General features: G+C 58.0%; 18 protein-coding genes, 1 tRNA gene, 1 pseudogene and 1 riboswitch. Of the genes and pseudogenes, 9 read left to right on the top strand and 11 right to left on the bottom strand.

What is annotated here, in order from left to right:
- From ACUZ79_RS15625 to ACUZ79_RS15615, 3 genes and pseudogenes are all read left to right on the top strand, one after another.
- Positions 1–1,024, top strand: a pseudogene (locus tag ACUZ79_RS15625) (hypothetical protein); the annotation flags it as partial.
- 8 nt (positions 1,025–1,032) lie between these two features.
- Positions 1,033–1,989 carry a glycosyltransferase family 2 protein gene (locus ACUZ79_RS15620; protein WP_240825725.1) on the top strand — a complete coding sequence of 319 codons (957 nt, stop codon included), beginning with the start codon at positions 1,033–1,035 and terminating at the stop codon, positions 1,987–1,989.
- Positions 1,990–1,992: 3 nt separating this feature from the next.
- Positions 1,993–2,937: a carbohydrate deacetylase gene (locus ACUZ79_RS15615; RefSeq protein ID WP_449252149.1), complete on the top strand. Its 945-nt coding sequence runs from the start codon at positions 1,993–1,995 to the stop codon at positions 2,935–2,937.
- A 149-nt stretch (positions 2,938–3,086) separates the two neighbouring features.
- Here the strand turns inward: ACUZ79_RS15615 and ACUZ79_RS15610 are convergent, their stop codons facing one another.
- The 5 genes from ACUZ79_RS15610 to ACUZ79_RS15590 all read right to left on the bottom strand — a co-directional run bounded on the left by ACUZ79_RS15610 (position 3,087) and on the right by ACUZ79_RS15590 (position 8,466).
- The gene (locus ACUZ79_RS15610) at positions 3,087–3,857 is read right to left on the bottom strand and encodes a methyltransferase domain-containing protein (RefSeq protein ID WP_022659436.1); all 771 of its coding nucleotides are present in this window, start codon (positions 3,855–3,857) and stop codon (positions 3,087–3,089) included.
- Positions 3,858–4,252: 395 nt separating this feature from the next.
- Entirely contained in the window at positions 4,253–5,614 is a 1,362-nt protein-coding gene (locus tag ACUZ79_RS15605) for a methyl-accepting chemotaxis protein (protein WP_449252148.1), read from the bottom strand.
- 36 nt (positions 5,615–5,650) lie between these two features.
- Positions 5,651–6,886, bottom strand: a complete 1,236-nt coding sequence (locus tag ACUZ79_RS15600; protein WP_096152604.1) for an ISL3 family transposase — start codon at positions 6,884–6,886, stop codon at positions 5,651–5,653.
- Between the two features lie 33 nt (positions 6,887–6,919).
- Positions 6,920–7,354 carry an MCP four helix bundle domain-containing protein gene (locus ACUZ79_RS15595; protein WP_449252147.1) on the bottom strand — a complete coding sequence of 145 codons (435 nt, stop codon included), beginning with the start codon at positions 7,352–7,354 and terminating at the stop codon, positions 6,920–6,922.
- Positions 7,355–7,551: 197 nt separating this feature from the next.
- Positions 7,552–8,466, bottom strand: coding sequence for an AraC family transcriptional regulator (locus ACUZ79_RS15590; protein WP_449252146.1), 915 nt, complete (start codon positions 8,464–8,466; stop codon positions 7,552–7,554).
- A 130-nt stretch (positions 8,467–8,596) separates the two neighbouring features.
- Between ACUZ79_RS15590 and ACUZ79_RS15585 the strand changes: the two genes are divergently transcribed.
- Positions 8,597–9,046 carry a GyrI-like domain-containing protein gene (locus ACUZ79_RS15585; RefSeq protein WP_449252145.1) on the top strand — a complete coding sequence of 150 codons (450 nt, stop codon included), beginning with the start codon at positions 8,597–8,599 and terminating at the stop codon, positions 9,044–9,046.
- A 1,147-nt stretch (positions 9,047–10,193) separates the two neighbouring features.
- Here ACUZ79_RS15585 and cobI read toward each other — a convergent pair.
- From cobI to ACUZ79_RS15555, 6 genes are all read right to left on the bottom strand, one after another.
- Positions 10,194–10,910: a precorrin-2 C(20)-methyltransferase gene (cobI, locus tag ACUZ79_RS15580; RefSeq protein WP_240825732.1), complete on the bottom strand. Its 717-nt coding sequence runs from the start codon at positions 10,908–10,910 to the stop codon at positions 10,194–10,196.
- 48 nt (positions 10,911–10,958) lie between these two features.
- On the bottom strand, positions 10,959–11,843 hold the full coding sequence (locus ACUZ79_RS15575; RefSeq protein ID WP_449252144.1) for an ABC transporter substrate-binding protein: 885 nt from the start codon (positions 11,841–11,843) through the stop codon (positions 10,959–10,961).
- Positions 11,791–12,741, bottom strand: a complete 951-nt coding sequence (locus ACUZ79_RS15570; protein WP_449252143.1) for an ABC transporter ATP-binding protein — start codon at positions 12,739–12,741, stop codon at positions 11,791–11,793. The genes ACUZ79_RS15575 and ACUZ79_RS15570 overlap by 53 nt, the downstream gene beginning before the upstream one ends.
- On the bottom strand, positions 12,741–13,841 hold the full coding sequence (locus ACUZ79_RS15565) for a FecCD family ABC transporter permease (protein ID WP_240825735.1): 1,101 nt from the start codon (positions 13,839–13,841) through the stop codon (positions 12,741–12,743). Before ACUZ79_RS15565 ends, ACUZ79_RS15570 begins: the two co-directional genes overlap by 1 nt.
- 219 nt (positions 13,842–14,060) lie before the next feature.
- Positions 14,061–14,239, bottom strand: a riboswitch (cobalamin riboswitch).
- Positions 14,240–14,265: 26 nt separating this feature from the next.
- On the bottom strand, positions 14,266–15,021 hold the full coding sequence (locus ACUZ79_RS15560) for a polyphenol oxidase family protein (protein ID WP_449252142.1): 756 nt from the start codon (positions 15,019–15,021) through the stop codon (positions 14,266–14,268).
- The gene (locus ACUZ79_RS15555; RefSeq protein ID WP_449252141.1) at positions 15,012–15,764 is read right to left on the bottom strand and encodes a 5-formyltetrahydrofolate cyclo-ligase; all 753 of its coding nucleotides are present in this window, start codon (positions 15,762–15,764) and stop codon (positions 15,012–15,014) included. The genes ACUZ79_RS15560 and ACUZ79_RS15555 overlap by 10 nt, the downstream gene beginning before the upstream one ends.
- Positions 15,765–15,803: 39 nt before the next feature.
- Here ACUZ79_RS15555 and ACUZ79_RS15550 point away from each other — a divergent pair, with 39 nt between their 5' ends.
- From ACUZ79_RS15550 to ACUZ79_RS15530, 5 genes are all read left to right on the top strand, one after another.
- On the top strand, positions 15,804–16,490 hold the full coding sequence (locus tag ACUZ79_RS15550) for a metallophosphoesterase (protein WP_308586017.1): 687 nt from the start codon (positions 15,804–15,806) through the stop codon (positions 16,488–16,490).
- Positions 16,491–16,825: 335 nt separating this feature from the next.
- Positions 16,826–19,717, top strand: coding sequence for an Rne/Rng family ribonuclease (locus ACUZ79_RS15545; protein WP_449252140.1), 2,892 nt, complete (start codon positions 16,826–16,828; stop codon positions 19,715–19,717).
- Positions 19,690–20,412, top strand: a complete 723-nt coding sequence (locus ACUZ79_RS15540; RefSeq protein ID WP_449252139.1) for an epoxyqueuosine reductase QueH — start codon at positions 19,690–19,692, stop codon at positions 20,410–20,412. The genes ACUZ79_RS15545 and ACUZ79_RS15540 overlap by 28 nt, the downstream gene beginning before the upstream one ends.
- Before the next feature lie 70 nt (positions 20,413–20,482).
- Positions 20,483–20,558: transfer RNA gene (locus tag ACUZ79_RS15535), tRNA-Asn, on the top strand.
- Between the two features lie 497 nt (positions 20,559–21,055).
- The gene (locus tag ACUZ79_RS15530; protein ID WP_143142593.1) at positions 21,056–22,927 is read left to right on the top strand and encodes a hypothetical protein; all 1,872 of its coding nucleotides are present in this window, start codon (positions 21,056–21,058) and stop codon (positions 22,925–22,927) included.
- Positions 22,928–22,935 lie beyond the last annotated feature (8 nt).

The following is a 22,935-nucleotide window of genomic DNA, read 5'->3' as shown; positions in this document are numbered from 1 at the left end:
CCTCTTTTTCTTTCACAGGGCCAAGGGCGACAGCCTGTTGCGGCACGGGGCATGGCTTCTGTTGAGCCTTGTTGCATGGTGCCTTCCAACATTGCTCTATCTGACAAGCTCCATCAAATCCGCTACGCCATTTTCGGCGCAGGATCTGGCAGTGCTCCAGCAGGTTTTTGACCGCCGCTTTCTTGAAGACGAAGGCGGACTCTGGCGCAGACTGATTGGGCACCTGCATTACAAGAGTGACAGTTTTTTGCTCATCCTTGGCGGCATTGCCGGATTCTTTGTTGTGCGCCGCTATGGCACGCCACCCATGAAGCGTCTGGCATCCATTGTACCCACCCTGTTTTTGGGCTTGTGCATAGCCCTGCTCATTTCGGTAGCGGAAACTCACATCGCTCAGACCCTCGGCAGAATGCCCATGGGAGCGGAGCTTCCGCGTGGAATCCGCTTTGTCATCTTTTTATGCTGGCTCATGATTGTGTGCGGCTTTGCCTGTTTTTGGCAACGCGCGCCCAAGTGGGCGGGCCTTGTTGCCCTTTCCGCTGTAATTGTCGTTCTTGTTTGCGATCAGGGCCGCTGGGCCTATGGAGTACGCTTCGCTTTCAGGCATGTGCTGGAGTTACCGCAGCCAGCGCGAGTACAGAATCGTTTGAGCGGGGGGGCCGCCTACGCGGAAGCCCTGCAAGCCGTGCAACGGATCATTCCGCAAGACGCCCCCATTTTTGCGGAACCCGATGCCATGGCCGTGCGCTATCGCCTGTATCGGCCCTTGGCCTACGCTTTTAAAGACGGATCTTCCTATCTGTACAGCCAGGACGCGCAAGGGGCGGCCCGCTGGCTTGACCTGACCGCCATTCGGGATAAACAGGGATTGACCGCAGCATGGCTTGCCTCTGGCGCTCAGTGGATTTTATGCGGCACCATGTCCGAACGGCAGGACATCGAGCAACAGGGAACAGTTCTCTGGAGCAATGACCGCTGGTTTATCGCCAAACGCGGCATTGCGGCTGAACACGTCACGCAGTGAGGCTTTGCATGCGCCAAACCACTCTCTCGATTGTTGCCCCCGTGTACTGCGAGGGCGGCCATCTGCACAAATTTGTGGCTTCACTCGCGGGGGTACTTGCCCCATTGAAGGCTGAAACCGGCCTCTGCTACGAAATCGTGCTGGTTGACGATGGCTCCACAGACGACACGTGGGCCTCAATGCGCACCCTGACCGGGCAATATGCCAACCTGCGCTGCCTGCGCCTGAGCCGCAACTTCGGCAAGGATGCCGCCCTTTCCGCTGGCCTGGAGGCCGCGCGCGGAGATGCCGTCATCACCATGGACAGCGACATGCAGCACCCAGCCGCACTTATACCAGAGATGGTGGCCTTATGGCGCACCGGCACTGTAGATGTGGTTGATGTGCGCAAGCAGGAGCGCCAGGTAGAATCATTTTTGAGCAGAATCTGCGCCGTCTCATTTTACCGCATTTTTCAGATGCTGACCTCATATGACCTTAAAGGCTCGGGCGACTTCAAGCTACTTGACCGCAAGGTGGTTGAGGCCTGGAAAAATCTTGGCGAACGCAAGCTCTTTTACCGGGGGCTGACATCGTGGATGGGATTTCAGCACAAAGAAATTCTGTTTACGCCCTGCGCCCGTTGCGGCGGCACCAGCAAATGGAGCTTGACCCGCAGAGTCACTCTGGCCGTTGATTCCATGACGTCTTTCAGCGGTAAGCCCTTGCTGATCATTGGCATTATTACCCTGCTGTTCTATGGTTTTTCGTTTATTGTAGGCTGCGAGGCGCTGTGGAGCTATGCCACAGGGCAAGCGGAATCGGGCTTTACCACGGTCATTCTGCTGATGCTGCTGACCGGCAGCGCCATTCTCACAGGCCTGTGCATTCTGTCGGCCTACCTGCACCACGCCTTTGTCGAGCTTAAGGGCAGACCCCGCTATCTTCTGGCCGAGACGCTGGAAGGCGACAAGACGGACGCCTGATTCATGCGCCAGCAAAGCGATGCCGAAAAACAGTCTTTCATGCGTTTTATCGTCCATGCGGATGACTGCGGCCTGACCCGGCAGATCAGCCAGGATATTTTTGCCTGCCTTGCACAGGGGCCGCTCAACTCAGTTTCCGTCATTATGGGCGGCTCGCACGCGACAGAAAGCCTGCAACAACTGGCCGCCATGCCCCATGTTCGTGTGTGCCTGCACCTCAATATTCTTGAAGGGCGCTGCACGGCACCAGTGTCACAGGTTCGCCCGCTGGCTGGTGCAGATGGAATTTTTCGTTACGGGCTGGGGCAGATGCTCTGTAACCTTGCCACTGGCACTGGCCCCAGCAAAAAGGCCCTGCTTTCAGCCATTCGTAATGAATTTGAAGCCCAGATAGATGCCTTTGCCAGCGGCTTTTCACCATTGCGGAAAAGGGGAGGGCTGCATCTGGACGGGCATCTGCACGTGCACACCATCCCCGCCCTGCGCGGGATCATGCGAGACCTCATGCGGGAGCACCCGCCTGCCTATGTGCGCCTGCCCAAGGAACCCGCTCACCTGCCCCCGCTGCCATTGACGCAGATGTTTGTGGGATGCGCGCGGCGCACCCTGCTTGCACACTGGGCGAAGGGGTTTGCTGGCCTGCTGGATCAGGCGGGCATTGCCCACAACAACTATTTGTGCGGGCTTGTAAGCGGCGGCAACCTCACTGCTGCGCGGGCCGAGGCTTCCCTTGCGGCCATTCAGCGCCAGAAGGAGTGCACCCCGCTGGTTGAAATCATGAGTCACCCCGGCGGAGGGCATGACGCCAGCGAGGCCTGTATGCGACACAGCGCCTTTTACCAAAGCAGCGCTCGCCTGACGGAAAAGACCATGTTGCTTGATGGCAGCCTGAACGCCGTGCTGGCGCGCTACGGATCCTTGCAGACCTTTGCGGAAACACAGCCATAGCACCCCATCCAACAAATCCGACAGATGCCGGATTACTCCGGCATTTCACTCAAAAAAATCCCGCACTGCAAACAACAACCGGCCCAAAAGCATAATGCCTTTGGGCCGGTTACATTTGTCAGCAGCAGGCGCTCACGCCTGCATGACCATTATTGACCGCGAATCCAGTAGGTTTCAAAGCCGTCTTCAAGCCAGCCGTCCTTCACCCGGGTGAAACCAGCCTCCTTGAACAAATCACGGTATTCATCCTGTGTGCGCCGCCAGCCCCAGAACTGCTGCCGACGAATACCCATATAGTGCAAGGCCGCGCGGATGCCGATCTTGATGGCGTTCACGAAACTGCCGATAAACGAATCTTCTTCCAGCAATGACGCAGAAAGCAGCACCAGTTCCCCGCCGGGGGCAAGCTGTGCCCGCAGTTCCCACAGCAGATGCTGGAACTCGCGCGTAGGAATACCGTAGTCGACAGTAGACAGGTAGATCATGTCGTACTGCACATCAGAGGGCAGGCACATGGGCGGCAGCCCGATATAAATGCGGTCGCTGGGTATGTATTCCCGCAGCCACTTCATGCCAACCGTGCTGGGTTCGTTGACGTGCAGTTCAAGCTCCGGCATTTCTTCCAGCAAAATTTTTTCCATATAGCCCACGCCGCTGCCAATGGACAGCACGCGCACGGGTTCCGTGCGCCCTGCGGGGTCTTGCGCCAGTTTTGCACGCAACTGACCGATAAGCCACTTTGCGTCTGTGCGTTTGTTTTCGCGCCAGACAGATGGCAAATCTTCCCAGTTCTTGTAGCGGCGGAACAGCTCTTCATAAAAAACCGCATAAAACTTTGGTTCCGCCAGATGAAAGAATGAAATATGTGAAAAGGACGTGAAGGGTATGCCCTGCCAGCTTTCCTGATAAAAACGCCGCACGTTGAAGCCTCCGAGACATGGCCGCAAAAGCTCGCCTCGCGCAGGATTGCGCCCCAGGCAAACTTTCGATGCGCAAAATCATACCCCAACCGCCAGCAAGGTGCAATGCGCGTAAACCGGGCGGCGGCAACTTGCGCAAGAACGTGATCAGGCCGCAACGTTGCTGCAATACTTAAAAAATATCTGGCAGGCACACGCAGCAACCAGCCAGATATCATGCAGCAGCAAGCGCAAACAAATCATAAAAAACCGCAAGGGGAGGATCTTTCCGATCCCCCCCTTGCCCATAGCTGCCAAACTGGCAGATACTCAGCAAACAGGCATCTTGCGACCACTATCGCCAACAGACGCTCTTTGCTTTTTTTCTGCCCTTAAAACCTGAATGCGGCGTTCCGTTAACCAGCCTTCATTTCCTGAATAAGCCGCCGCAGCACCTGGGCCTGCTGAGCCATCTCGCTCATGGCCTGATTGGCCCTTCCCATGGCTTGCGCGGTTTCTGCCGAAATCGTTGCTACCTGCTCCACGGAGCGGCTGATCTCCTCGCTGGATGCCGACTGCTGCTCGCTGGCAGCGGCGATGGAGCGCACCTGATCGCTTGCCTGTTCCACAAGGCTGACAATCTGCGTAAGCGCCTCGCCAGAAAGCGAAGCCCGGCGCGTGGCGCTTTCAATGGTGGCGACAGACTTGTCCACGCCGTCAATGCCTTTGCGGGTACCTTCCTGAATGCCACGGATAACGCCGCCCACTTCCTGCGTGGCAGTCATGGTCTTTTCCGCCAGCTTGCGCACCTCATCGGCCACCACGGCAAAGCCGCGCCCGGCATCGCCTGCGCGGGCCGCCTCAATGGCGGCATTCAGGGCCAGCAGGTTGGTCTGATCAGCGATATCGGAAATAACGCTCATGATCTGTCCAATGCCATCGGCCTGCTTGCCAAGCGTGGCCATATCGGCCTTGACTTCAAGCGACTGCTTTTGCACCTCAGTGATGTCGCTCACCACATTGCGAACCAGCTGCGCCCCTTCCTGCGCCTTGGTACGCGCTGTATCGGAGGTATCAGATGCCTTGGCGGCATTTTCCGCAACTTCGCCCACTGTGGCGTTCATTTCATCCATGGCAGAAGATGTAACCGAAACACGCCGGGACTGTTCCTCTGCCCCACGGCTAGATTGCGTAATCAATGCAGAAAGCTGCTCTGTGGCAGTTGATACCACCTCAACCACGCTCTCAAGCTGGTGCGCGGCCTGCAACATCCCCTCAGCCTTGGCACGCTCGGCCTGCACCTTGGCAGCCTGAGCCTCTTGTGTGGCTATTTCCGCATGTTGGGCCTGTTCCGAAGCTTCGGCGCTTTTCTGCTCAGCCTCGGCGATCTTGTCCTTCATGGTTCCCACCATGTTTTGCAAGACATGATAGACGCCGCCGGGCTTCTTTTGCTGACGGAAGGTCACGTCCAGATCACCGTCAGCAATCTTGCCCGCAACTTCGGCAAGATAGCCAGGATCCTCGCCAAGCTGCCGCATAACCTCACGCGTGAGCAACATGCCCTGCCCCACAGACAAAATAAAACCAATGGCAATGGCCGCAAAAATCATTTTCTTGGAAAAATCAGCAAGATTGTCATTGGACTGGGCCAACAGATGGCCCTGCTCTTCCTTGGATTCCACAAGGCGGTTGATGGCATCCTGATACTGGTCGGCCAGTTTGTTTCCCTCACTATCAAGATAGGCTTCCGCTCCAGCGGAATCACCAGCCTGCTTCATTTTGGGTTCTTCCGGGTTTTCCGTGGGTAACCCCTGTCAGGAACTGGCCGGGTAGAGGTTTAGACCGCCACAGAAGAAGTAGATGGCTGTCTTGAAATGCTCCCGGTTCCTATAACCGCAAGCCTTCCTCTTGATGGCCATGATCTTGCTGTTGAGGCCCTCGGCCACGCCGTTGGTGATCCTGTGGCGGCAGAAGGTCAGGATGTTCTCAAGATGTCTCTGAATCAGTCCGCCCACTTTGCGCATTGGGGCAAGATCTGACCTGTTCACCCAGACCAGCCATCGCTTCACAAAACGTCTGGCCCATCCCGTGCTCAGGTACTTCCAGACGTCGTTCAGGCTTTCCTTCATGGCCCAGGCCTTGGCCACCTTGAGGTTCGCTGTCTTCAAGGCCTCCAGGGCTGGCCGGTGTTTGTCCGGCAGATTCTCCTCCCGGTATAGCCAGAGGAATTTCGTGCCCTTGAGTCGATGGTCATCCTGACTTGTGAGTTCGCGGTGCTCTTGCTTGCGTACCCGGTCCACAGCCTCGCCTACGTGTTTCATGACGTGGAACCGATCGTGAACGATTTTCCCCGCCGCGTCCGGCACATGTTTGAGCGTAGCTTTAAAATAGGGCTCCCACATGTCCATGGCCACGGCCTTGATCCGCTCCAACTGCGCCTTGGTGAACTGAAGGTAGTACCCCTCAAGGCTTTCGGCCTTACGCTCGTCGGCCACATACTCCACCGTGCTGCCGATCAGATCACAAACCACGGTCACATAGTCGTGCCCCTTGCGGAATGCCTTCTCGTCAACGCCAAGATACCGCGAGGGATTCGATTGCTTGCGCTCCCGGCCCCGGCGCACCGCCCTTTCCATGACACCCCATGCTTCGTCCCAGGTGATGCGCAGGATGCGCCGCGCTCCTGTTACGGTGGCGCACTCGGTCAGCACGTCGATGATCAATCGCTCCATCAATATGGTGAAACGTGCCTTGGACTCGGCCCAAGGCACGTTGACCTGAAGGACGCCATGCTCGGGGCAGTCCACTCGGGGAATCCGAGCATGCAGGAACGTCTTGAACTGGCACGTGTCCAGATGGCGCCAGACACGAGGCTCGGCATGGTCGCGGCAAGCCAGCTCTCGACCACAAGTAGGGCAAAACCAGCGAACACCAGGACCATGCTCCACGCGGATGTCTACCCGACCTTCCGCCGTGTCCAGTTCAACAGCCTCAACAAACCAGGGCTCGGTCAGCCCGAGAATCCGAAAATATAGGTCCGTATCCTTCATTGGTGCCCTCCGGGAAGGACATTAGCAGATCAGCTACCCACGGAAAACCCGGAAGAGCCTCATTTTGAGAACCTTGTCCGTCATGCCTCTGAAGGCGGCACGGTGTACCTTGTACTCTTCAATAATCTGCTTTGCCTTGGCAGAAATGAGCGTTTTCTCTACAGCTTTTGAGCTTTCGTCTATTTCCTTGCGCAGCGCTTCAATCTGGGCAGTGCGTTTGCTGACCTCCTCGCCAGACGTTGCACCGACGATACCTTCCATGTTGACGCGAATGCGCTGAAAACCCACGGAAAGCTTCAGCAGATTCGCCATAGGAACTGTGGCGCGTTCGTAAAGAACTGTGTCGGCATCATTGACCTTACCCAGTTCAAAAACGGCAAAAACACCTACGCCCAAAGTCATCAGCGAAGACAAAACAAAACTCACAATCAACTTTGTTTGCAGTTGCGTATTTCTCAAAAGGCTCATGGTTGATTCTCCAGGAGAGGGGGATTTTATACTATTAGCATACTACTTTCTTTATCGGCATAGTCTTTAAACATTTTAGGTTATCAGCAAAAGTAATTAAAAATTTTTTTCACATAACACACTACAATCATTCGTTAACTTTCCAACAAGACTCCTGTCATCGTGTCCAGCAGCGTATGCACAGGCCGCTCGGCAAGTCAGGACTTATCAACCGGTCTGAGCGGAATGCAGATTTCCGTCAGCAGGTCTGCAGGAGGGGTCGTTTGCGGTGAGTTCCAGTAAATTTCGAAGCCCGGATCATTATCCGGCTCGCGCCCACTCTGCGGAAACCACATGCCAAACAACGACCTGTAGGCCGGATGCAACAGGGTGTACGGCCCTTTGATGCGCAGCGCGGCATACTCCTGCTCCCCGCCAATATGCCGCAAAAAAATATCTTCCTTCTGTAGCAGGGGACACAGTTCGGCACTTGTTTCCAGCAATTCTGACGGCAGGCTGACGCAGGCATCCATGCGGCACTTTTGAGGCTCGGTGATGTCCGGGTTGTCGTAGCTCACGCCGTAAGCCACCGAGGCATCCGAAAGCAAGCCGTTGGCCCCCAGCGCGCCGCACAGTTTTTCCCATGCAGGAAAACTCTCGTCATACGGCCCTGTATGCCGCACGGCAGCCACCAAGCGCGGCGCAAACTTTTCAACACGCACGTCCATGGCCGGGAGGTCGGTCATTTCATGATAAAACAGGGGGCGCGTCAGATCGCGTCTGCGGGCAACCTCCAGATGTCCCTTCCTGCGGCGGTATTCAGACGGCAGCATGCCCATATGCGCCCGAAAAGCCCGCGTAAAGGCGTCCACGCTATCATAACCCGCTCCCATGGCTATATGGGTGACAGATTCAGGGGAATGCCCAAGCTGCATGGCGGCGCGTTCCAACAGTAAACGGCGCACGTATGCCGCTACGCTCTCGCCCACCATGGATGAAAATATCCGGTGAAAGTGATAGGGCGAAAAACAGGCTATGCGCGCCAGCTCTGCCAGATTTGGCCTGTCATCAAGGTGCTGTTCAATGTGGCGCAGCACAAGGCCTATACGCTGCTGGTAGGTAAGTGTTTCCATGTATTCTCCCATCTCGGTTCTGGCCGCCAAGTGGCACGGTGGGCAGAAGCGCAAAAAAAGTCGAGTAAATTTTCTCGGCCTGCATCATGATATGCCTGCACACACCAATTTTCATTCACAAGGAGAGGTTATGAACGAATTTGAAATAAAAGTTGTGGAATTTCCGGCCAAGCAGCTCATTGGCATCAAGGTGCGTACCAGCATGACAAAAGCTAAAGAGGACTGCTCTGCCCTGTGGCACTCCTTCTGCCCAAAGATGCAGGAGGTGGAGGAAGGGCCGGGATACGGCATTTCCATCATGCTCAATGCCGAGGATTTTGATTATTGGGCTGCCGCCGAAGCCCCCGCAGGTGCAGCCCCTGCGGGCATGGAAGCTGTCACAATACCCGCCGGTGCATACGCCCGCTGCACTGTGCCGAATCTGGAGAGCATCGGTGCGGGATACATGTTCATGTACCAGACATGGCTTGGCGGGCAGCAGGAATGGAAACTGAACGAGCAGGCCCCCTGCTTTGAATTGTACCCTGCGGACTGGAATCCGAGTATGCCCTTTGATCTGTTTATGCCGGTCAAGCGTTAGATTCTGCCGTCCGGCGGAGTTTGGGACGCCTGTGCGGCCCAGCCTCGCCCGAGAGGCACTAAGTTTATCTTTTCTGCCCTCTGGGCACGGGATTCCGCCGTCCGGCGGGGTTGGGACGCCTGTGCGGCGCGCAGCAAGGCGGGGCCGGTTATGGGGCTACGCCCCCTTCTCGGCCCCCCTTGCATCCCCCCCGAAGCACCCCCTAAGAAAGGTTTTCAGCTTCCGCAAAACAGCGAGGGCAACGCGGCAATAGCTGCGGGAGCTTCCCTCACTCGCTGCGCTCGCTCAGGTGATCTCCCTCCGCGCCGCGTTAATGCCAGAGGACGCCTTCGCTTCGACCAGTATCCGCTTCAGCCAAATTCCACTGATCTAGTCGCTCGTTTAGGAAATGGCTTCGTACTCTTTCCCCACGGATTCTGGGTTTTCAGTCACCTCCAAGCCCAGGCTAACCACAACAAAAAAAACTATGCGATATAGGAACGTTATGCGCGTAAATGGCAAGTTCCATTCGATCATAACTAGCAGAATGAATTGCGAGTCAGAAAGAGCTGCCCTCCATCAAAAGCTGGTCGTGGAGTCGCCTTCCTTAAACTCGCCGGAGCAAAGCGGAGGCGATGGTTGGTGTTGGGCGAATTTGCAAAATACGCATTTTTCTGGACTGACAAGGAAAAGTCCTGTTTTTGAGCGCAACGTACTCAAGTACGTGAGCATCAAAAACAGGACTTTAACGCAGTCAGGCCAAAAAAGTCAGGTTTGCGTAAACCAGCCTGACAGGCTCACCCCGCCAGAACTCTTTACCCTCTTTTTGTCTTTTCCCCCTGCCTTTCTGCATTTATTGCCTTTTCTGCCTTTCATCCCGGCCCCCGATCAGGAGCTGGTCGAGGAGTTGCCTTCCTTAAACTCGCCGGAGCAAGGCGGAGGCGATGGTTGGTGTTGGGCGAATTTGCAAAATACGCATTTTTCTGGACTGACAAGGAAAAGTCCTGTTTTTGAGCGCAGCGTACTCAAGTACGTGAGCATCAAAAACAGGACTTTAACGCAGTCAGGCCAAAAAAGTCGGGTTTGCGTAAATCAGCCTGACAGGCTCACCCACGCACCAATTCTTCCCGCCTTTTCTTACCCTCTCCCCCCCTACACTGCCACAGGGCTACGCCTGCGGCTTACGGCTCAGAATCAACGACATATAGGGCGGAGTTTCACCCGCTGCACAAGCCCCGCCAAGTCCCTGACAGACCTTCTCCGCTGGCTGCTCCACATGGCTCGCCAGCACGCACGACTCCAGCCTGTTGGTTGCGCCCAAGGCTTCCGCAATGGCGGGCAAATTTCGATAGGCCTTGAGAATCACAGCCGTATCACTCTGTTGCAATGAGTCTTCCAGACTCTCCCGACTGTTGATGCCCGGTATGATGCGCAAGGTCTCGCCGTTTTCGCACAAAACGGTGCGGGTGCGGGCAGCTGCCGCCTGAAAGGAAGTGATGCCGGGAATGACCTCCACCGCCAGATGCGGCGCGCATTCGCCAAGGGTGCGCATGAGATAGCCAAACGTGCTGTACACCAGCGGATCGCCAATGGTCAGAAAGGCGGCGCTCTGCCCGCTTTCCAGCACATCTCTGGTTGTCTGGGCTGCTACGCGCCACGCCTCGCGCAAGACGGCGCGGTCGCGCGTCATGGGAAATTCCAGCCGCAACACGCGCACATCGGCCCGCAGATGCGGGCGCGCCGTGTCCAGCGCCGCTGAAAAATCATTGCGGGGCGAGGCTGCCGCAAGGATAACATCCACCTCGCCCAGCACCCTGACTGCCCGCAGGGTCAAAAGATCGGGCGCGCCGGGGCCGACGCCTACGCCATAGAGAATTCCGTTCATTAACTGCTCTCTTTACAATGCTCTGAAATATTTATGGGATCAGTGGGATCAGCGGTGCAGCCAGCTGTCCAGCTCTTCCGCCGCATCCAGGGCGCGGGGGCCGGGGCGGGCAAAACGATCTTCGTCCACCACGAGCACGCGCCCAACGCGCAGGGCGCGCAAATTCCTGTAATGATCGCGCTCCGCTAGAGGCGTTGGCTCAGGATTCATGGGGCCTTTCTGAATAATGTACGCATCCGGGTCTGCCGCGATCAGGGCTTCCTCGCTGTAGCGCACCAGCTTTTTGCTGTCGCTCACCACGTTTTCGCCCCCGGCAAGGGCCAGTATCTCGCTGCTGATGCCGCCGCGTCCGGCAGCCAGCAGATTGGGATAACGCACCTCGTAAAAGACGCGCGCCACGGGCTTGCCAGCATTGCGGCTGCGCAATGCCTGCACACGCCTCTTCCAGCCGTTTACGATGGTTTGGGCCCTATCCTCGCGCCCGGCAAGCCGCCCCAGGATTTCCGTAACCTCAAACAGCCGCTCAAAAGAATTTACTTCAAATGTCAGTACGTTCAGCCCCAAGGAACGCAGATTTTCGGTCTGGGTCTGTGCTTCGCTGCGGCCTTCAAGCTGCAAAACCACATCCGGCTGCTGCGCCAGCACAAGCTCGGCATTGGGGCGCATGTGCGTACCAATGGCTGGCAGGGCCGCAAGCTCCGGCAGGTTGCCGTCGGCAGCGGTGCGCGCCACCAACAGGTCGCCAGCGCCAAGGGCCAGAAAAATCTCGTTAAACGCTCCGTACAGGGCGATCACCCTTTTGACGGGTTGGGCAAAGGTTACGGTTGCGCCCGTGTCGTCCGTGATGACAATGGGGGCGGAATCACTGCGTTCACTGTTTTCAGAATTGGCCGCCTGCGCCTCTGCCGGAAGCAGAATCGGACTGAGCGCCATGCATAGGGCCAGACAATAGGTCAGACTCAGCAGAAGAGACTGCCGGGGCAGCAGATTTTTTCCCGCTCCATGGACCTTTTGCACTGGCAAGCAAGGCCTGAGGCAGTCCCCACTGGGGGTGGGGCAATACGCAGATGGGTATGTTGTAGAGCGCACCAAGATTCTCCTCTGTAAAAACCTTTGCTACCGGCCCGTCAAAAACCAGGTTTCCGTCCCGCAGCCCCATGAGGCGCGTGGCATACAGGGCCGCCAGATTGCAATCGTGCACTGCCATGAGCACACAGGCTCCAGCGGCGCGGCGGCGTTCAAGCAGGTCGAACAGATCAACCATTCGCGCCCAGTCCAGCCCTGCGGCCAGTTCGTCCAGCAGCAGGAGCGGACTCTCCTGCGCAAGGGCACGGGCCAGCAAAACCCTTTGCAGCTCGCCGCCCGAAAGTTCTGTGAGCCTGCGCTGCGCCAGCGGCGCGGCTCCGGTTTCTTCAAGCGCCCGGTCTGCTGCGGCATAATCTTCCCGCCCATAGGCCCCAAGCCACGAAAGGTGGGCAAAACGCCCGAGCAGCACCATCTGCCGTGCGGTAAGGCCCTGCGGCAACTGCCCTCGCTGCGGCACCACCGCCACCATGCGGGCGCGCTCGCGCGGCTTCAACGCCGCCAGCGGACGCCCCTGAATTTCAATGGCGCCAGCCTGCGGCGTCAGCACCCCAGAAAGGGCGCGCAGCAGCGTTGTTTTGCCGCTGCCATTGGGGCCAAGCAGGGCGGCGCACTCCCCGGCGTGCAGGGTAAAGCCCGCCTTGTGCAGCACGCTCTGCCCGCCGTATCCGGCGCGCAGCCCGGCAATACGCAGCACAGGCGGCGCCGTGCGCCCCTCATGGCGAATATCTTGGTCAGGCCGCAGCATCAGCGCCTCCGCACCAGCAGGGCAAAAAACGGCCCGCCAAGCAAGGCAGTGACCACGCCCACGGGCAGTTCCTGACCGCCGGAAAGCACGCAGCGGGCCAGCACATCCGCCCAGACCAAGAGCACCCCGCCGCCCAAAAAGGCCGCAGTCAGCAAGGGGCCGTGCCCCCAGCCCAGCAGCAGGCGCAACACATGGGGCACAACCAGCCCCACAAATCCGATCACCCCGGCCACGGCCACGCAGCCAGCGGTCATGCAGCTTGCCCCGGCCAGCAGCCACAGGCGGGCGCGGCCCACATCAAGGCCAGTCTGAGCGGCCTGTTCATCGCCAAGGGCAAGCACGTCCAGGGCGCGCCAGCCAAAGGCCGTTGCCAGCAATCCAGGCACAAGAGTTGCCAGCAAGAGGGGCAGACTGCTCCAGCCCCGGCCCTGAAAGGACCCCATGATCCAGAACACAATACTGGTTACGGATTCCTCGTTAAGGGCCTTCACAAGGGCCACCAGCGCCCCCAAAAAAGCGGCCACGGCAATGCCCGCAAGAATAACGCTCTCCCGGCTGAACGCGCCGTCGCCGCGCCCCAGCCACAGTGCGCAGCCAAGGGCCGCCAGCGCGCCGATCAGAGCCGCAGGGGCCACCAGCCCGGCATGACTGAAGCCAGCCAGCCCCGGCACATTGCCCAGCCACGGAATATTCCCCAGCATGACCACCAGCGGCCCGCCAAGGGCGATAGCCATACTGGCCCCACAGGCTGCTCCGGCGGAAATGCCCAAAGTAAAAGGATCCGCCAGCGGATTGCGCAACACGCCCTGCAATGCCGCCCCGGCCATAGCCAGAGCGCCGCCGCACAGGGCGGCCAGACACACCCGGGCAAGCCGGATGCTCACCACAACTCCGGTCAGGGCCGGATCATCGGGTGCGGGCGCAAAGCCTGCCAATGCCGCCAAAGCGCGAAACACGCTCTGCGCGCTCAAGGGCACAGGCCCAGGCAAGCAGGCCAGCGGCAGCGAAACAAGCCACACGACCACAAGACCGGTAAAAACCGGCCACAGCCTGCGGGATTGCGGATAGGAGGAAGGAGAAGACTCGGTCGTTCTGGTCATGCCAGCCCTCTGGCCGTAGCCTGCGGGGGCAAACGCGGGCCAAAGCGTTGGCTGACCTCAGGGGTCAGACCCTTGCCCAGTGGCGGCCTGCGTCGCGCGGGCATAAAAAAAGCCTCTTCCACTCGTGGTGGAAGAGGCCCGTATTTCCTCTGTCCTGCCGGCAAAAACCCGTTGCCGTGGGGCGGCCAATGCCACACCGTGGTGCCGTCATTCCATGACTGCGCACCTTGGGGCATGGCAGGTCTTCCGGCTTGGTTCCCCTGCTCCGGCCTTCCCGTTTCCAGTGGCGCAAGATGGAGCAAGGTTAAGAACCTTACGGCGGCGGGTCCGCTCCCGTTTTTCACGGGATTCCCTTTTCAAGCCGGTCTGCCCGGCTACCAATGCCGCCAACACTCTAGGCGCGGCTTTGCGGCCTGTCAATGGCTCAGGCTGCTATCCACACAAGGCTGGCCTGACGGCCCGAGCGTCTGGCGCAGCGATAGGAGAAAAACTGATCGTTGTTGCTGGCGGTGCAGATGTCCAGCCCGTAGATGTTGCGCGGCAAAAGCCCCGCCCGCTCCAGCTGGTGCCGCGTGAGGCCCCACAAATCCATGGTTTTGCTGCTGGCGTCAAACCAGGGCAGGTAGGGAGCGCCCCACTCCTTGTCAAAATTGACAAATTCCGCCTTGCCCGGCCCGAGGCTGGGCCCCCGCACGGCCAGCAGATCGCGCGGTTCAAGGCCGTAACGTTCGCAAAAGCGGGCCACGCCCGTGATGGGGAAATCGCAGCGGTTGCCGCGCCAGCCCGCATGCATGGCGGCGATGTACGCGCCGCTTTTGTGGGCAATGAGGATGGGCTGGCAGTCTGCCGTCTTAATGAGCAGGCCAAGGCCGGGACGCGCTGTGGCCATGCCGTCGCCTTCCGCCGTGACGGGCGTTTCGCAGGCCACGGCCTCCGGCTCAAAAACAAAACCGTCGCCGTGCACCTGCATCAGTTCGGCCCAGGCGGTCATGCCTTGCGGGCGCAGGCCTTCCAGCATGCTGCGGCGGTTGGCAATGACGTGTTCGGGGTTATCCTGCACGGTAAAAGCAATGTTGCCGCCGCCAAATTCGCCAAGGCTCACGCCTCCGGCGCGGGTCTGAAAGGCGCAACGCACCTGCGGAACACCGGGGAAAACAAAGGGGATATAGCTTACAGCCACAGCATACGCTCTTCAGTACATATATAGTTGACCCGCTGGTCCCAGGGGGCCAGGGGCAGGGATTCCACAAGCTGAAATTCAAAACACAGACCCACGCGGGGGCAGGTGAATCCTTTTTCCAGAAAGCGGTCGTAATAGCCGCCCCCATAGCCAAGCCGCCCGCCAGCGAGATCAAAGGCCACGCCGGGCAGGAGCGCAAGGTCGGGGGCAAGGGGGTGTGCCCCTGCGCCACTGCCGCCCGCAGCTTCCGGCCCGAAACCGGGCAGGGAATCGTGCGGTTCAAGCAGCCCCAGGGGGCCGGGCCGCAACTGATCCGGGCCGCTGCACGCCACAAAATCCATAAATCCAGGTTCGCTGCGCCGCACACGCGGCAGCCACACGAGCATATGGGCCTGCCATGCCGCGCGCAGCAGGGCTTGCGTGCCAAGCTCGCCCCGCACACCCACATAGAGAGCCACGGAGCGGGCATTCTTCCACAGGGCGGATTCCATCAGCCTGTTTTGCGCCGCCTCGCTGCGGATTTCGGCCAACTGGGGCGACTGCTCCGCCCGCAGACAGCGCATAACTTTACGCACATCGTTTCTGGCCTGAGCCATAGCATCGGGCAGCACGGCAGAAAGATTGCCCGCCGGATTCTTTGGCGGAGCATCTGGCTGATGCGCTGGTTGAGTGGGCGGCACAGGCGCGGATGGCGTGGTATCGGAGGGCAAGCGGCACTTTCCTTGTGGTGCAATGTGTGGCATTCTCAACACCTGCGCCACTGTAACAAAGGAAACAACACCATGCCAAGCGCCGACTCTCAGGATTTTCTCTGGATCGCCGTGGGCGACATCCACGACGAGCCTGAACGTTTTGCCCAAATACCGGAACTCTCGCAGGCTGACGGCATTATCGTTACCGGCGACCTGACCATCACCGGCGGCGTCAAGCAGGCAGAGCAGGTCATGAACGCCCTGTGCGTCCACGACATCCCCGTGCTGGCCCAGATCGGCAACATGGACAGGCCTGAAGTTGACCAGTGGCTGAGCGAAAAAGGCTGGAACCTCCACGCCGTCACCCGTGAGCTTACGCCCGAAATCGCCATTTTTGGCGTTGGAGCCTCCACATTTACGCCCTTTGGCACGCCGAGCGAATTTCCGGAATCCGCATTTTCCGCGTGGCTTGAAACCTGCTGGCAAAAAGCCCGCCATTATCCGCACAGCGTGCTTGTTTCGCACAATCCGCCCAAGGATACCGCTTGCGACATGATCCCCGGCGGTATCCATGTGGGCTCCACAGCCGTGCGCGAATTTCTGGAAGAAGCCCAGCCGGACATCTGCCTGTGCGGGCACATCCACGAATCGCGCGCCATGGACCGCGTGGGCCGCACCCTAGTGGTCAACCCCGGCATGCTGGCGCAGGGCGGCTACGTGCTGCTGCGCTCCAATTCGGGCCAGCTCTCCGCCGAACTCAAGATGCTTGAAGACTGATTTTTGCCTGCCGCATCTGCCGGAACGCATTGCAATGTTGTGATCCGGCGGATGCGGCCCCTGCCCCGCGCACTCCCCCGCAGCTTTTCTTCTGCCTCCGCAGGATGTTAGATCGGCAGGATGCCGTTCACGCCGCGCTCATTTTCCCGCCCGCCCCTTGCCCGCTTGCATATTTTCAAAAAAAACGTACTCTCCAAAAAGCGGATTAGCATGCTGCCGCCTTCGCGCGCCTTGTTGGCGCTGCGGCGGAGCAAATACGGCACATTCCCGTAAGTGCATGGCATGCTGGCTGAAATTTTCGCGGAGGCCCAGCGCCCCGCAGCAAAAGGATTTTCATGACCATAGACCAAGACACCCCCGTGGCCGCTTCACAGCCAGCCACGGATGCATCGTCGCAGGAAGTTTCCAAACCCAAACGTTCAACCACAACACGCAGCAAGGCCAAACCAGCCGCCAAGCCAGCCGCTGGCAAAACAGCTTCCGGCAAGGCTGCGTCCAAATCCTCCGAATCCACGGCCGCCAAAGATTCTTCTGATTCTAAAGGCGCTTCCGATTCCAAGGCCCCCCAGGCCGAATCAGCTTCATCCAAGACCACGGCGCCCAAGGCCGCCGCAACCGCCAAGGCCGCAGGCCGCAGCGCGGGCAAAACAGCAAAGACGACTACCGCCAAAGCTAAAAAAACGGCTGACGCCTCCAAAGAAATTTCTGGCAGCACGGCAGATGCCGTAGCGCCCAAGTCAGCCGCTGCCACGGCTGCTGAGACCCCCAAGGCTGCTGGCAAAACTGCTGGCAAAACTGCGAGCAAAACTTCGGGCAGGGCGAGCACTTCAAGCCGCGCCGCTACGCCCCGCAAGGCCAAGGCAGCAGAAGTCAGCACACCGGAAGCCACACTCACGGCCAAACCTGCCGAAACGTCTGATGGTTCCAAGCAGGAAGCCGCCCCCCAAAAGCCCGCCGCAAAGGCTCCCAAAGGCCGGCCCGCAAAAGTAGCGGCAAAAAGCAGTGTAAAAACCACAGCTCAGGTAACTGCTCCGAAAATTGACGCAACACCTGCAGACGTAGCCCCCAAGACCGCAAGCCCCGCAACAGACAAGCCTGCGGCTGCTGCGGCCCTCACAAGCCCGGCCCCTGCGACTCAACCCCCTGCAAAAACAGCAGACCAGAGCGCAAAACAGACGCCGGAACAAATTTCAGACAAGCCCGCAGAGGCAGCGCCGCGCCAGAACGCCCCCGTAGCGGAACGCGGTCAACGCCCCAGACAGATTGCCGACCAGAACGCGAGCCAGACCACAAGTCAGCCCACAGACAAAACAGCTGGCGCACCCGCCGCTCAGGCGGAACAGGGTGCGGAACAGGCCGCTGAAAGCGGCACGGCCTCTGCCACCGGCGAGACTGTTGCCGGGGATGGCCCGCGCCGCAAGAATCGGCGTGGACGTCGTGGCGGGCGTGGCCGCAACCGTAAAAAAGAGCTGAACGGACAGGATGGCGCGCAAACCGCCGAGGATCAGGCCAGCACAGCCCCCCTCGACGATGATGACGAGGCTCTTGATCTGGTCGATGACGCGCCGGAACAGGCCAGCCGTGCGCAGGATATGCGCCCCCAGAACGCCTCCAGACAGAGCGCCCCCAGGCAGAACAAGCCCACAAAGCAGGCCAAGCCTCAGCAGCAACAGCAGCAGAACAAGCCTGAAAACGGCAAGCCTGCCGAAAGCAGCAAACCCGCTGAGAGCAACAAGCCCGCCATTGCCGCCAATGCTGGCAAGGCTCCTGCCGAAGCCCCCAAGGGCAAGCGGCGCATGTTCATCAGCGTACTGCCCGGCGAACAGGTAGAAGTAGCCCTGGCTGAAGACGGTCAGTTGCTGGAATACTATCTGGACATGCTGCACCAGCGCAAAATCAAGGGCAATATTTACAAGGGTGTCATCCACAATATCGACACCAACCTTCAGGCCGCCTTTGTCAGCTACGGCGCGGGCAAGAACGGATTCCTCCAGATTGACGAGGTGCACCCCGAATACTGGCTGGCCCACCACGAGCCCTCCAAGGGCAAGAAGTTTCCGCCCATCCAGAAGGTGCTGAAAGCCGGTCAGGAAGTATTGGTGCAGGTGGTCAAAGAACCCACCGGCAGCAAGGGCGCGTTTTTGACCACATGGCTTTCCCTTGCCGGGCGCTTCCTTGTGCTTACGCCGGGGCAGGATCAGATCGGCGTTTCCCGCAAGGTGGACGACGACGAGGAGCGTTCGCGCCTGCGCGAAATGATGAACGGCATTGACCCCGGCCAGGGGCTTGGCGTTATTGTGCGCACGGTCAGCGCCGGAACCACCAAAACCACGCTCAAGAACGATTTGCAGTATCTCAAGCGTGTCTGGCGCGACATCCGCAAAAAAGCCACCGAGGTTTCCGCCCCGACCCTTATCTATCAGGAGCCGGGCCTTTCAGAGCGCGCCGTGCGCGACTATCTGACCGAGGACGTGTGCGAAATCTGGGTTGATAATGATGAAGTGGCGCAGAGCGTGCGCGATACGGTGAACCTGCTGTTCCCCCGCCGCAAGGATATTGTGCGGATGCACACCGACATGCGCACGCCCATGTGGGAGCGCTTTAATCTGCGCCGCCAGCTGGAGCAAATTTATTCGCGCGAGGTGCTGCTGCCTTCTGGCGGGCGTCTGGTGTTTGACCAGACAGAAGCCCTCATGGCCATCGACATCAACTCGGGCAAGATTTCCGGCAAAGGCAACTTTGAGGCCATGGCGCACAAAACCAATATGGAAGCCGCCGAAGCCATTGCCCGTCATCTCAAGCTGCGCGACATCGGCGGTCAGGTGGTTATCGACTTCATTGAAATGCGCGATAAAAAGCACGTGCTTGAAGTGGAAAAAACCCTGCGCACAGCCATGAAGAACGACCGTGCCCGGCACGATGTAGCCCGCATGAGTTCCTTTGGCCTGCTGGAACTGGTGCGTCAGCGCACTGGCTCCTCGGCTTTGGCCATCTCGCTTGAGCCTTGCCCCGCCTGCGGCGGTACAGGCATGCGCCGCAATATTGAGTGGCAGGCATTGCAGGCCCTGCGCGAACTGCGCCGTATGGTCAGCGCCGAGCCCAAGGAAAAATGCGTCTATCCGGCAAGCCCGGAACTGGCCCTGTATCTGCTGAACCACAAGCGCGACACCCTGCGCGAGATTGAGCAGGATTATGGCAAATGTCTGGAAATAATGGTTCGTCCTTAGAATATGGCACGGCAGCCGGGGTGGAAACCCCGGCTGCTTTTTCTGCACAGCACTCCGCCGCCGACACTGCTCCCGCCGACTCCGTTCTGGCAGGCTCCGTTACTGTTGCGCCCGTTAATCCCCTGCCTGCCAACAGCCTGCTGCTGCATGTTTGCTGCGGGCCGTGCGCCGTCATGCCCATTACGCGGCTGCTGGACGAAGGCTTTGCCGTAACCGCATGGTTCATGAATCCCAATATCCAGCCGCTGGCAGAATATCTGCGCCGCCGCGAGGCCGCCGGGCAATGCGCTGAACATCTGGGCGTGCCGATTATTTACGCCGATGAAACATGGGACATCACCAACTGGCTGCGCGCCGTGGCAGGGCGTGATACCCCGCCCGCCCGCTGCGCCTATTGCTGCGAAAGCCGCATGCAGGCCGCCTTTGCCTTTGCGCGGCAGCAGGGCTTTGCCTGGGTGAGCAGCAGCCTGCTCTACTCGCGCTATCAGCCCCATGAGGTCATCAAGGCCGCAGGCGAACAACTGGCGGCCCAGCAGGGCGCACCGGGCTTTGCCTATCGCGATTTTCGCGCAGACTGGCAGGAAGGCATAGACCGCTCAAAGGCCATGGAACTCTACCGCCAGCCCTACTGCGGCTGCGTTTACAGCGAGGCGGAGCGCTACCAGAAAAAGCTTTTGCGGTGCATCAAGGGTTGATCAAAAATTTTTTGCAATTTTCGCTTGACCTTGCCCCTGATTTTCCGTAAACACTTCCTTGCCTGAACGATCCCCGATAGCTCAATTGGCAGAGCGGGTGACTGTTAATCACTAGGTTGGCGGTTCAAGTCCGTCTCGGGGAGCCAAAGAAATCAAGCCCTTACAGCTAATCACTGTGAGGGCTTTTTTCGTTGGGCTACCACCGGGCTACCACCGCTGAAAAAGGCTCTTGTGATCCGTCATTCAACTTGAGAACGCGCATCACGCAATTTGAGAACAGCCTTCCCCTAAAGAGGGCCTTGGCAGTAGAATTGCAAGGGCCTCTTTTTTTCGGCTGAGCGGGCTTCTCCCACCGTGTCAGATTGGCACAATTAGAAGCCGCAAACTACATTATATTGTTTCAGGAAACGGCGGACATGTCGAAGATCACCGCCAGCTACTTCCCCCCCTACGGCTTCCCCGGCCACGGGGATTCCTCCCCGCCGCCGCCCCAACGAGACTGCACTAAGGGGGAGAAGCCCCCCGCTCTGCTCTCTACCCAGCTTGCGCTCACGCAAAATTCAGCTTGGCGAAATATGGTCAGCCTTATATCGTATCCAGATCACCCGCTTGCGCGTTGACCCGCTGCACACTGGAGGCTCATTTGGCAAATTATCTTATCGTCTGCGCTGATGCAGCAAACAGCGCAACCATTGATCGCTGGTTTTCCACCGTTAATGAGTCTCCGGCAGATCTACACAAAATAGCCGTTCCCGGAAACAACGTCTGCTACTATCTGGCGAACAAAGGCCAGACAGATGCAACCGCCGATGGTGGCATTTTCAAGGGCTACGCCGTTGACCACGACAAGAGAAGCATCACGTTCAGCGGTAATGGTGAAGCACCCAATGTGCATTGGCCTACGGAGGGGTGCTACATCAGGCTTCAGCGTGACCATGATGATGTGGTTGTGGGGAATGATTTTTTCTCACAACTGCCCATGCTGTACTTTGCCAGAGGCGGAATCATCGCCATATCAGATTCAACATTCATTTTAACGGAACTACGTCGACATCTGGGGCTTCCAAATCAGCCTAATACTGATGCAGCACTATCACGCGCTTGGGTCCACGGGCTAGCGTCTCAACCTCTTGGAACTAGCACACTTATTGATGGCATAGAATTTTGCACACCGGGGTCAAAAATTCGCGTCAATTTTTCTGTAAACACAACTACATTTCATATAGAAAAAATACTTGCTTCTGATTACTTTTCTGCTGAACTTTCTGATTATATTGGCACGATTTCTGAATGTGCATATTCAGCTGCCGCTATTATTGCTACATTTGCACAAATTCCTAATTCTGATATTTCATTATCGTTATCAGGTGGAATAGACTCACGAGTTTGCTTGGCCGCTGCAATTAACTGCGGGGAAAAAGAATCTCTTTTCATCACCACAAACCCTCACAGTAAAGATGACTACGCTATTGCCAATGAACTAGCTGCACATTTGAATTTTGAATTCAAAAATCCACCAAAACTACAAGGGGAGACAAAAGAACAGATTCCAAGCTGGTTTCTTTCATGTGCTGGAATCTACGATCCTCCAACAGGGGGAGGCCCTATATCTAGCGGAAAAAGCTTTGCCATTACTGGCGTTGGGGCAGAAGCATCAAAGGGATATTTTGGCTGGCGTCCCTTGTCTGCAATCACTCCTGCCAAGGTCGGATACGTATCTGCAATCAGACCAGCAGTAAAACGGTATACAGCGGCAATCAAGCACAAAAAAGGCGGCTGGCATTCAACCTTACCCGCTTGCCCTTCCATTTTTCGCAACTTCGCCCGGGTACTGAGTAACAAGTCGTGGGCACTGCCCAAGGTGGATGAAGTAATTTCTGAAGCTGCTTACCGTGCTTCCACTCAAGGGCTTCTCGCTGTCGGGATTGCAGCGGAAGACCCATGGGCAACGGAATGGCACTACCTCTGCTTTATGAATGCACTTCACGGCGGCAGATCTACAATGCGATCACTGTTGGGGATAAGCCCACTACTGCAACGCAAGCTTGTAGGACTGAGCAGGTCTGAATTAAATGAATGCATAGCCCCTGTAGGGGGAGCACCATCGATCATTACTGATTTATTGATTGCACTCAATCCTGACCTTGCCGCACTCCCATTTGACGAACCACAAAAAAACATGGCTCACGAATATGTACGAACACGAGCCACCTATTTAGGCACTATTTCCAATGTTGAACCATACTCTATAGTGGGGGACTCGTGCGAGGTTAACTCTGGAACTCCCGAGATGTTCATTAAAATTGCTCACGCACGCGGATTCAAAGGAAATTTCACGCCGTCCACAATAAAACAGCTCGCAGCTGAAGGGTTTAAAAAAATTCCAGAAGAAGTACGCGATGCATACCTCATTCCCAAGTACCTTGTAGAAAATGAACTGCCTGAACGTATTTCTCCAGCATCGTGGGAATGCAAGGCGGCAGGAAAGCTCATGGCTTTCCTGCTGGCTGACTGACGGGACAG

This window comes from Desulfovibrio faecalis (assembly GCF_053570625.1).
This window is presented reverse-complemented; position numbering and strand designations above follow the sequence as displayed.

What these genes read in the sequence shown, in the direction of transcription:
- ACUZ79_RS15565 (WP_240825735.1), bottom strand. Translation starts at nt 13,841, where the DNA reads ATGACCAGAACGACCGAGTCTTCTCCTTCCTCCTATCCGCAATCCCGC.
- cobI (WP_240825732.1), bottom strand. Translation starts at nt 10,910, where the DNA reads ATGAACGGAATTCTCTATGGCGTAGGCGTCGGCCCCGGCGCGCCCGAT.
- ACUZ79_RS15570 (WP_449252143.1), bottom strand. Translation starts at nt 12,741, where the DNA reads ATGCTGCGGCCTGACCAAGATATTCGCCATGAGGGGCGCACGGCGCCG.
- ACUZ79_RS15575 (WP_449252144.1), bottom strand. Translation starts at nt 11,843, where the DNA reads ATGGCGCTCAGTCCGATTCTGCTTCCGGCAGAGGCGCAGGCGGCCAAT.
- ACUZ79_RS15615 (WP_449252149.1), top strand. Translation starts at nt 1,993, where the DNA reads ATGCGCCAGCAAAGCGATGCCGAAAAACAGTCTTTCATGCGTTTTATC.
- ACUZ79_RS15545 (WP_449252140.1), top strand. Translation starts at nt 16,826, where the DNA reads ATGACCATAGACCAAGACACCCCCGTGGCCGCTTCACAGCCAGCCACG.
- ACUZ79_RS15600 (WP_096152604.1), bottom strand. Translation starts at nt 6,886, where the DNA reads ATGAAGGATACGGACCTATATTTTCGGATTCTCGGGCTGACCGAGCCC.
- ACUZ79_RS15540 (WP_449252139.1), top strand. Translation starts at nt 19,690, where the DNA reads ATGTCTGGAAATAATGGTTCGTCCTTAGAATATGGCACGGCAGCCGGG.
- ACUZ79_RS15555 (WP_449252141.1), bottom strand. Translation starts at nt 15,764, where the DNA reads ATGCCACACATTGCACCACAAGGAAAGTGCCGCTTGCCCTCCGATACC.
- ACUZ79_RS15620 (WP_240825725.1), top strand. Translation starts at nt 1,033, where the DNA reads ATGCGCCAAACCACTCTCTCGATTGTTGCCCCCGTGTACTGCGAGGGC.
- ACUZ79_RS15605 (WP_449252148.1), bottom strand. Translation starts at nt 5,614, where the DNA reads ATGAAGCAGGCTGGTGATTCCGCTGGAGCGGAAGCCTATCTTGATAGT.
- ACUZ79_RS15585 (WP_449252145.1), top strand. Translation starts at nt 8,597, where the DNA reads ATGAACGAATTTGAAATAAAAGTTGTGGAATTTCCGGCCAAGCAGCTC.
- ACUZ79_RS15590 (WP_449252146.1), bottom strand. Translation starts at nt 8,466, where the DNA reads ATGGAAACACTTACCTACCAGCAGCGTATAGGCCTTGTGCTGCGCCAC.
- ACUZ79_RS15595 (WP_449252147.1), bottom strand. Translation starts at nt 7,354, where the DNA reads ATGAGCCTTTTGAGAAATACGCAACTGCAAACAAAGTTGATTGTGAGT.
- ACUZ79_RS15550 (WP_308586017.1), top strand. Translation starts at nt 15,804, where the DNA reads ATGCCAAGCGCCGACTCTCAGGATTTTCTCTGGATCGCCGTGGGCGAC.